At 73.0% G+C, this 8,819-nt stretch carries 8 protein-coding genes and 1 pseudogene; 2 read left to right on the top strand and 7 right to left on the bottom strand.

Annotation, left to right across the window (positions count from 1 at the left end):
- Positions 1 to 218: 218 nt before the first annotated feature.
- Positions 219 to 809, top strand: coding sequence for a pyridoxamine 5'-phosphate oxidase family protein (locus B0E53_RS29600; protein ID WP_107079013.1), 591 nt, complete (start codon positions 219 to 221; stop codon positions 807 to 809).
- 11 nt (positions 810 to 820) lie between these two features.
- On the opposite strand, the gene B0E53_RS29595 is transcribed toward B0E53_RS29600, so the two are convergent.
- Entirely contained in the window at positions 821 to 2,302 is a 1,482-nt protein-coding gene (locus tag B0E53_RS29595) for a peptide MFS transporter (protein ID WP_107079012.1), read from the bottom strand.
- Positions 2,303 to 2,523: 221 nt separating this feature from the next.
- On the opposite strand from B0E53_RS29595, the gene B0E53_RS29590 reads away from it, so the two are divergent.
- Positions 2,524 to 2,865 (top strand): RNA polymerase-binding protein RbpA, encoded by a 342-nt coding sequence (locus B0E53_RS29590; protein WP_046564157.1) that lies wholly within the window; start codon positions 2,524 to 2,526, stop codon positions 2,863 to 2,865.
- 66 nt (positions 2,866 to 2,931) lie between these two features.
- On the opposite strand, the pseudogene B0E53_RS29585 reads toward B0E53_RS29590, so the two are convergent.
- From B0E53_RS29585 to B0E53_RS29565, 6 genes and pseudogenes are all read right to left on the bottom strand, one after another.
- Positions 2,932 to 3,455: pseudogene (locus B0E53_RS29585) on the bottom strand (FxsA family protein).
- A gap of 56 nt (positions 3,456 to 3,511) precedes the next feature.
- Positions 3,512 to 4,300 (bottom strand): polyprenol monophosphomannose synthase, encoded by a 789-nt coding sequence (locus tag B0E53_RS29580; protein ID WP_107079011.1) that lies wholly within the window; start codon positions 4,298 to 4,300, stop codon positions 3,512 to 3,514.
- Between the two features lie 26 nt (positions 4,301 to 4,326).
- Positions 4,327 to 5,922 carry an apolipoprotein N-acyltransferase gene (gene lnt / locus B0E53_RS29575; RefSeq protein WP_246835664.1) on the bottom strand — a complete coding sequence of 532 codons (1,596 nt, stop codon included), beginning with the start codon at positions 5,920 to 5,922 and terminating at the stop codon, positions 4,327 to 4,329.
- 25 nt (positions 5,923 to 5,947) lie between these two features.
- Entirely contained in the window at positions 5,948 to 6,139 is a 192-nt protein-coding gene (locus tag B0E53_RS37145) for a hypothetical protein (protein WP_146167810.1), read from the bottom strand.
- Positions 6,140 to 6,780: 641 nt separating this feature from the next.
- Positions 6,781 to 8,205, bottom strand: coding sequence for a rifampin monooxygenase (gene rox, locus B0E53_RS29570; protein WP_210406261.1), 1,425 nt, complete (start codon positions 8,203 to 8,205; stop codon positions 6,781 to 6,783).
- A gap of 449 nt (positions 8,206 to 8,654) precedes the next feature.
- The coding region (locus tag B0E53_RS29565) for a glutamate mutase L (protein WP_210406260.1) at positions 8,655 to 8,819 on the bottom strand (165 nt) is incomplete at its 5' end.

The raw sequence follows: 8,819 nt of genomic DNA, 5'->3' as shown, positions 1-8,819 counted from the left end.
GAGGCCCGGCTGGCCGAGCTGACCGTACGGCTGGCCGCCGCCGAGGCCGACCGCGACGCCGCCCAGCGGCGGGCCGGTCAGCTCGCCGACCAGGTGAGTGACCTGGCCAGCGCCCTGGCCCGGCTCGGCGCCCGGGCCGGCTGACACCACCGGCCGGCCGCCGGCCACGGGCTGGGACGGGGCAGCGGGAGGTGGCGGCCGGCGAGGATGATCAGGGCGTGGGAAAGACGTACGAGCGCATCGACGGCCGGCTGCGGACCTTCATCGAGGCGCAGCCGATGTTCTTCACGGCCACCGCCCCGCTGGCCGGCGACGGCACCATCAACCTCTCCCCCAAGGGCCTGCGCGGGTCCTTCGCGGTGCTCGACGAGCTGACCGTCGCCTACCTGGACTTCGCCGGCAGCAACGCCGAGACCGTCGCCCACCTGCGGGAGAACGGCCGCATCACGCTGATGTGGTGCGCCTTCACCGGCCCGCCGAACATCGTCCGGGTGCACGGGCGGGGCGAGCCGGTGTTCCGCGACGATCCGCGCTGGCCGGGGCTGCTGGGCCACTTCCCCGACATCGACCCGGGCCCGCACGGCCTGCGGGCGATCGTCGTGGTCCACGCCGGGCTGATCCGCGACACCTGCGGCTACGCGGTGCCGCTGATGACCTACGAGGCCGACCGCGACCTGCACGGGCGGCGGTTCGCCCGGGAGGACGACGCCTCGCTGAGCGCGTACTTCGCCGGCAAGGAACACGTGGCCACCAGCATCGACGGGCTGCCCGGCCTGCCGCTGCCGCTGCCGCCGACGCCCGCGCGGTGACGTGACGCCGGTCAGTGGATGCCGGCCATCAGCCCCCGGATCTGCCGGGTGAACATCACCGCGGCCAGCCCCAGCACCACCGAGGCCAGGCCGAAGGTCAGGAAGTACGTCGGCTCGGACCAGCTCTCGGCCAGCCGGGCCACCTGGCCACCGATCGCGTCGCCGACGGCGGTGGCGAGGAACCACAGGCCCAGCATCTGGCTGGCGTACTTGACCGGGGCGAGTTTCGTGGTGGCCGACAGGCCCACCGGGCTCAGCGACAGCTCACCGGCGACCTGGATGGCGTACACGGCGACCAGCCACCACGGCGAGACCAGGTCGCCGCCGACGGCGGCCTGCGCGGCGGCGGCCATCAGCACGAACGACAGGCCGTTGAGCACCAGGCCGACGGCGAACTTCATCGGCGTGGACACCCGGTGCCCGAGCCGGAGCCAAAGCCAGGCGGCCAGCGGCGCGCCGATGATGATCAGGATCGGGTTCACCGACTGCAGCCAGGACGCCGGGAAGGTGAAGCCGGCCACGTTCCGGTCGGTCCGGTCCGCGGCGAAGATGTTCGGTACCGACCCGGCCTGGTCGTAGATCAGCCAGAACGCGGCGGCGAAGACGAACAGCCACAGGTACGCCTTCATCCGGCTGCGCTCGGTGCCGCTGATCTCCCGGTCGGTCAGGATCCGCACGAAGTACGCGATGGTGACCAGCACGGTGACCAGGGTGAGCAGGTTGACCACGGTGTTGACGGTGAACAGCCCGATCAGGGCGAGTACGGCCAGCACCACGAGCACCAGCACGGTGACCACGGCGATGCGGGTCAGCGCCCGCCGCCGGTCCGCGCCGAGCAGCGGGTCGGCCGGCCGGGCGCCGGCGTCACCGAGGTTGCGGCGGCCGAGCACGTACTGGAGCACGCCGAAGGTCATGCCGATCGCGGCCGCGCCGAAGCCCAGATGCCAGTTGATCTTCTCGCCGAGGACGCCGGTGATCAGCGGGGCGATGAACGCGCCCAGGTTGATGCCCATGTAGAAGATCGAGAACCCGGCGTCGCGGCGCGGGGAGTCCCGGTCGTAGAGGTCGCCGACCATGGTCGAGATGTTGGGCTTGAGCAGGCCGGTGCCGAGCACGATCAGCACCATGCCGGCGAACACGCTCCACCGGGCCGGGACGGCCATCACGTAGTGCCCGGCGGCGATCACCACGCCGCCCCACAGCACGCTGCGCCGCGCGCCGATCAGCCGGTCGGCCACCCAGCCGCCGGGCAGCGCCATCAGGTACACCATCGCGTTGTAGGTGCCGTAGACGGCGTTGGCCGTGGACTCCCCGATGTCCAACCCCTCGTCGGCGACCGACGCGGTCAGGTACAGCACCAGGATGGCCCGCATGCCGTAGAAGCTGAACCGCTCCCACATCTCGGTGAGGAACAGCGTCGACAGCGCCCGGGGGTGACCGAAGAAGGTCTTCCCGCCGGGGGGCCGGGCCTCGACCGGCGCGTCATTGGTCATCGTCACCTCCGCACACCTGGGGGCGGCTAACATCCCCGTTGGAAGGCGAAACACTCCACCGATTCGGCCCGGCCGGGGGCGACCCCGCCGGGCAGCTGTCATGACCGGCTACCCTTGAGAACCCCGACCCCGCGCCGGGCCCTCGGCGTGGCCGGGAATGGGGCGGCGGTGACGGGCCGTTACACCTGAAGACCAGCACCACGAACGAGGGGAAGTCGATCATGGGCGAGCGTATGCTGCGCGGTAGCCGGCTGGGCGCAGTCAGCTATGAATCCGACCGCAACACGGAGCTCGCGCCGCGTCAGACCCGCGAGTACCTCTGCGCGAAGGGGCACCAGTTCGAGGTGCCGTTCGCCGTCGACGCCGAGGTCCCGACGACCTGGGAGTGCAAGTTCGACGGCAGCGTCGCCCGCCTGGTCGACGGCAGCGAGCCCGAGCAGAAGAAGGCCAAGCCGCCGCGTACCCACTGGGACATGCTGCTGGAGCGGCGCTCGATCGCCGAGCTGGAGGACATCCTCGCCGAGCGGCTCCAGGAGGTCCGCACCCGCCGCGGTCGCGCCTGAGCACCGTAACGACCGAAACGCCCCCGGGGATCACCCCGGGGGCGTTTCGTCATGTCTGTCCCGCCATCACGACCGGCCGGGCTCGATGATCTCCCCCTCGATGGCCCGGCCGGGCTCGACGACCGGCTGCGGCTGCTGCTCGGGAGTCGGCGCGGTCTGCGGCGCGCCCCGCCGCACCCGCACCCGGCGCGGCCCGAACAGGTCACCGGCGACCATCGACGACACCCGGCGCTCGGTGGCCCGGCGCACCCCGGCGCGGGCCAGCCGCCGCACCGGCGGCACCAGCAACAGCAGCCCCACCGCGCCGCTGACCAGGCCGGGCAGCGCCAGCAGCAGCGCCCCCACCAGGCCCACGAGGCCGTCGGTGACCTGCTGCCCCGGCGGCTGCCGGGACTCCACGGCGGCCCGGAAGCCGCGCCAGGCCCGCATGCCCTCCCGGCGCAGCAGCACCAGGCCAGCAGCGAGGCCGCGAACACCAGCAGCACCGCGAACCCGAACCCGACGCCCCGGCCCACCAGGACGAACACGGTCAGCTCCAACAGCGCGAGCAGCAGCAGAGCCGGTGGTACGTACTTCAGTCCTCGGCGCATCTCACCTCATCCGCCCGGGGGTGTCATCACGCCCCTCCAGCATGACACGCCCGCGCTCACGGCCACCGGGCCAGCGCGTCGGGCCGGCGCGCCGCGGCCCGCCGGTCCCGCAGTCCCCAGGTGGTGATCCGCCACAGCGCCTCGGCCACGATAAGCGGGCTCATCTTGCTGTCGCCGTGCTCCCGCTCGGCGAAGGTGATCGGCACCTCGACCATGCGCACCCCGGCGCGGTGCGCCAGCCGGGACAGCTCCACCTGGAACGCGTACCCCTGGGAGCGCACCGAGGCCAGGTCGATGGCGTCCAGCGCGGCCGCGCGGTACACCCGGTAGCCGCCGGTGGCGTCGGAGATCGGCACGCCCAGCGCCAGCCGCGCGTACAGGTTCCCGGCCCGGGACAGCAGCAGCCGCCGCAGCGGCCAGTTCAGCACCCGCGCCCCGCGGGTCCACCGGGAGCCGATCACCACGTCGGCGTCGCGGGCGGCGTCCAGCAGCGCCGGCAGGTCCTCCGGGGCGTGCGAGCCGTCGGCGTCCATCTCCACCACGGCGTCGTAGCCGCGCTGGCGCGCCCAGGCGAAACCGGCCAGGTAGGCCGCGCCCAGCCCGTCCTTGCCGGGACGGTGCAGCACGTGCACCTGCGGGTCGGCGCCGGCCAGCCGGTCGGCGATGGCGCCGGTGCCGTCGGGGCTGTTGTCGTCGGCGACGAGGACGTCCACCCCCGGCGCGGCCTCCCGCACCCGGGCGACGATCCGGTCGACGTTGTCGGCCTCGTTGTAGGTGGGAATGACCACGAGGACCCGTCCCACCCCGGGATGGCCGACCGTACGCCTGTCGGCTACCAAGCCCACCGTGTACCGCCTCCCCGCTCGTCGTCCTAGCCCGGGTCGACCTCCCGGCGGCGGCGCAGCACGCCCGCGCCGGCCAGGGCCGCGACGGCGAGCGCCGCGAGGGCCACCTCCGGCCACACCCCCGCCGTGGTGGCCGGGGTACGCCCGTCGCCGAGTCGCATCTGTCGCACCACCACCGCGGCGGTGTTGAACCCAGTGGCCCCGTCTACCCGCCCGTCGGGGGAAACGAACCCGGACACCCCGACCGTGGAGGCCATCAGCGCGGCGCGACCGTGCTCGACGGCGCGCAGCCGGACCATGGCCAGCTGCTGGCGGGCCTCGGCCACGTCGAAGGTGGCGTTGTTGGTCTGCACCACCAGCAGCTGCGCGCCGCCGGTGACGGTGTCGCGGACGATGCCGTCGTAGGCGACCTCGAAGCAGATCACGTCCCCGAGGGTGGCCACGCCGGTGTCCAGCACGCCGGGGGCGCTGCCGGGGACGAAGTCGGAGCGAACCCGGTCGACCTCGGCGCTGACCATCCGGGCGATCGAGCGCAGCGGCACGTACTCGGCGAACGGCACGGGGTGCCGCTTGGTGTAGAGCTGGTCCAGGTCGGCGCCGCTGCCGGGGCGCCACAGCAGGCCGGCGTTGCGGACCTGACCGGCGCCGGGGCCGAGCAGCACCGCCCCGACCAGGATCGGCGCCCCGATCGCGTCGGCGGCCTGGGTGATCCGCTCGCCGGCGCCGGGATTGCGCAGCGGGTCGATGTCGCTGGAGTTCTCCGGCCACACCACCAGGTCGGGGCGGCGTTGTGTGCCCGCGGCGACCTGTTCGGCCAGTTTCAGGGTGGCGTCGACGTGGTTGTTCAGCACCGCCTGCCGTTGGGCGTTGAAGTCCAGCCCGAGGCGGGGCACGTTGCCCTGGACGATGGCGACGGTGACGGTGTCGCCGCCGCCGCGTACCCCGGCTGGCACGGCGGGGCCGGCCGCGAGCACCGCGGCGAGGGCGGCGGCCAGCCCGGCCACCGGCCGCCACAGCCCGGCGGGGCGGCGCCAGTCGCGCCAGGCGAGGGAGAGCAGGATCCCGCCGGCCAGCGCGACGGCGAAGGTGACCAGCGGGGCACCGCCGAGCGCGGCCAGCCGCAGCAGCGGGGAGGTGTCCTGGCTGAACGCCAGCCGCCCCCACGGGAACCCGCCGAACGGGGTGCGGTCGCGCAGCGCCTCCTGGCCCACCCACAGCACCCCGGTGACCAGCGGCCAGGCCGCGCGGTGCCGGTCGACCAGCGGGGACACCCAGGCGGTGGCGGCGCCGAGCAGCGCCAGGTAGCCGGCTTGCAGCAGGGACAGCAGCAGCCACGGCAGGTAGCCGGTGTGCAGGTTGGTCCACTCCAGCAGCGGCGCGAACAGCGCCACCCCGGCGAGGAAGCCCAGCCCGGCGCCGGCGCGCAGCCGCCGCCGGTGCGCCGCGGCGGCGAGCAGCGCCACACCGACCGGGGCGAGGGGCCACAGCCCGTACGGGGGGAAGGCGACCAGCAGCGCCAGACCGCCCAGCAGGGCCGCCGGGACGGCCAGTTTCAGCGGCAGGAGACGCCCGCCGTCGCCCGGGCGTGCCCCGTCGGTGGCACGCGCGTCTTCCCGGTCCAGCGTCGTCACCGGCACCTCACCACGATCACGGGCCGAAGGCTACCCGGCGGGGACGCCCGTCGGCCCGTCCGGGCAGGGTCACTGCGGCAGCCGGGTGACCGGCAGGTCGTCGTCGCCGCAGCGCCGCCCGGTCCTTCGGGTCGGCGGCGGCGTCCGTCTCAGCGGCGGCGACCGCGCTCACCCCGCCGGGGATCACCTCGTGCGGGGTCTCCCCCACGGCATGACCGGTGGCACCGCCCTGGCGGGGTCGGGCGGGAACGAAAATCGGGGCGCGGCTCGCGCCGCGCCCCGATGCTCCCAGGCCCTTCCCGGCCGGTGGGGCGAGGGTGATCGGCGCCGACCTTCGGACCGACCCGACGTGGACTGGCTGCCCCCGCCTGGCCGTTGTCTACTGGCCGTTCCTCTCACCCTGCCCGTACACCGGTAACCGCGGCCGGTTCGCGCCGCCCCGCCGACCCCCGCCCGCTGGACCTGGCCGCCGCAACCTTCCGGTCGCTCGGCCAGCGGACGAAGGGACGAAGCGAACAGCAGCCGCTTCCCGTGGTAGGACTCAAAGACGGTACGGCGTGCACCCCCGCCGCTGTCAACCCACCCGGGCCTGTCGTGTGTTGCGACACGGCGTGTCGCGTCGGCGCGTCTCGATGCGAACGCCCGTTTCCCGACGGTCAGCCCGGCCCGTCCCAGTCGTCCTCGGTGATGTCGGCGCGGGCGGCTGGTCCCGCTCGGTGACCAGGTAGCTCCCCATTCCGCGCCGGCAGGGAGTCCCTGGTGAGGGGCGTACTGGCGGTACAGGCCCCGGTCTCCTGTCCCTGACCCACCGGGCGGGGACCGGGACCTGGTCGCGAGCAGGTTCGGCAATCAGTTGGCGGGCCTGCCGAACCAGCGGGAGAGGTGCTCGTCCAGGTCCTGCTGATCGTCGCCGATCCAGGCGACGTGGCCGTCGGGGCGTAGCAGGACGCACGGAACATCCAGTGCGGCAGCGGGGTCCGCGAGGTAGTCGACCCGGTCTGACCAGCCGCCGACGGTCAGGCGTTCGGTGCGGTCCAGCAGCAGGCCGCGGCCGCGATGCAGCAGGCCGTAGAGGCGGCCCTGTTTCACGTCGATGTCGGGAAGGCGGCGGCCGAGCAGGTCGGGGCCTTCGCCGAAGTCGTAGCGGATGCCGATCCCGGTGATCTTCTCGATCAGGTAGCGGTTCACCTCGTCGAAGTCCATCAGTTCGGTGAGCAGCCTGCGCACGGCCTGCGGGCCCGGTTCGGTGGAGTGCAGTTCCATCTGGGCGCGCGTGTTGTCCAGGACGTCCCCGGCGACCGGGTGACGTTCGGCCTGGTAGGTGTCCAGCAGTGTTTCCGGCGCCCAGCCGCGGATCTGCGCGGCCAGTTTCCACCCGAGGTTGACGGCGTCCTGAACGCCCAGGTTGAGGCCCTGTCCGCCGGTGGGTGGATGGATGTGTGCCGCATCGCCGGCCAGCAGCACCCGCCCGACCCGATACCGTTCGGCCAGCCGGGTGGCATCCCCGAAGCGGGACAACCAGCGCGGGGAGTGCACACCGAAATCGGTTCCGGCGATGGCGCGCAGCTGTTGTTGGAAATCCTCGAGGGTGGGCGGTTCCGCGCGATCGCTGACTCCCGCGGCGGGGACCACGACGCTGTATGCCCCACCGCCTGCGGGCCGGAGCCAGAATCGCTTGTTGGTCTCGCCGATTTCGGTCACCTTGGCGACGATCTCCTCCTGCGGCACACCCACTCTCATCTCGCCCATCAGCGTCTCGGTCCGGGAGGGCTCGCCGGGGAAGCCGACGCCGAGCAGTTTGCGCACCGTACTGCGCCCGCCGTCACAGCCGACGAGGTAGCGCGAACGCAGCTGTTCGCCGTCGGCCAGCTCGACGGTCACACCGTCGTCGTCCTGCTCGAAATCGGCCACCTCGCAACCGCGCCGGACCTGCGCGCCCAGCTGGATCGCATGCTCTTCGAGCAGGCGTTCGATGACCGGCTGCGGGATGCCCAGCAGGTAGGCGTGCGCGGAATCCAGGCCCTGGGGCGCGGGTTTGTCGATGGCGGCGAAGAACCCACCGGCCGGACGCTGTCTTGCGTGTTCGCGAATGCGATCCAGCAGTCCGCGCATTGCCATGAGCTCGATACTGCGAATATGCAGGCCGACGATGCGGACGAACGACTTGGGCTCGGTTTCCTTCTCCAGGACGAGTACCCGCACGTCGTGCAGCCGCAGTTCGGCGGCCAGCATCGCGCCGGTCGGGCCGCACCCGGCAATGATCACGTCGAACATGAGGGGTGCCCGGTCAGCGCCGGAGGCCGGCGACCGGAGTCCGGGGACGTCGCCCACGGTGAAGTCGCGCTGGGCCGAATCGTTCGGCGACGGCTCGGCGGTGAACTGCGGAGAGTCCATAGGTGTTGCCTTTCGGGAGTGCCACGTTGTCGAGGCGCTCCTGGCGACACCTACGTCAATCGCCCGACCGTGACGGGTAGGGGGAGCACCCACATCGATACAGCGTTCATGGGTCTCACCTCCTGGGGCGGTGTCACGGTCGACTGCAAGTTACAAGCCCGAGCAGCACCCCGTCCAATCCTTTGCCGACCGGCCGTGCGGTTGCGGGGCGAATCCGGGCACTCGACGAGCGCGAGGCCCACGCCGCGCACGGTCGACCGCATGGAGCCTCCTGGGCAGCCTCACCGGAAGCGGACGCCGGTGGCCGGAAGCTCCCCGCCGTACAGTGCTCAACCCCCGGCCAGGTGCCGGCGCAGCAGCGCGGCCGCCGCGCCGGGGTGGTCGGCGGCGAGCAGCCCACCGGCGGCCAGGACGTAGTCGACGTCGACGACGGCGCGGGCGGCGCGGGGCAGCGGCCACCCGCCGGCGTGGTCGCCCAGCACGGCGGCCAGCAC

Origin of the sequence: Micromonospora sp. MH33, from assembly GCF_003013775.1 — a bacterium.
GTDB classification, from domain to species: Bacteria; Actinomycetota; Actinomycetes; order Mycobacteriales; family Micromonosporaceae; genus Micromonospora; species Micromonospora fulviviridis.
The sequence above is the reverse complement of the archived record's forward strand: the minus strand, read 5'-3'. Positions and strand labels throughout refer to the sequence as shown.

Bases quoted from the DNA above. Each gene is read 5' to 3' on its own strand.
- B0E53_RS29595 (WP_107079012.1), bottom strand. From the start codon at position 2,302: ATGACCAATGACGCGCCGGTCGAGGCCCGGCCCCCCGGCGGGAAGACC.
- B0E53_RS29590 (WP_046564157.1), top strand. From the start codon at position 2,524: ATGGGCGAGCGTATGCTGCGCGGTAGCCGGCTGGGCGCAGTCAGCTAT.
- rox (WP_210406261.1), bottom strand. From the start codon at position 8,205: ATGTTCGACGTGATCATTGCCGGGTGCGGCCCGACCGGCGCGATGCTG.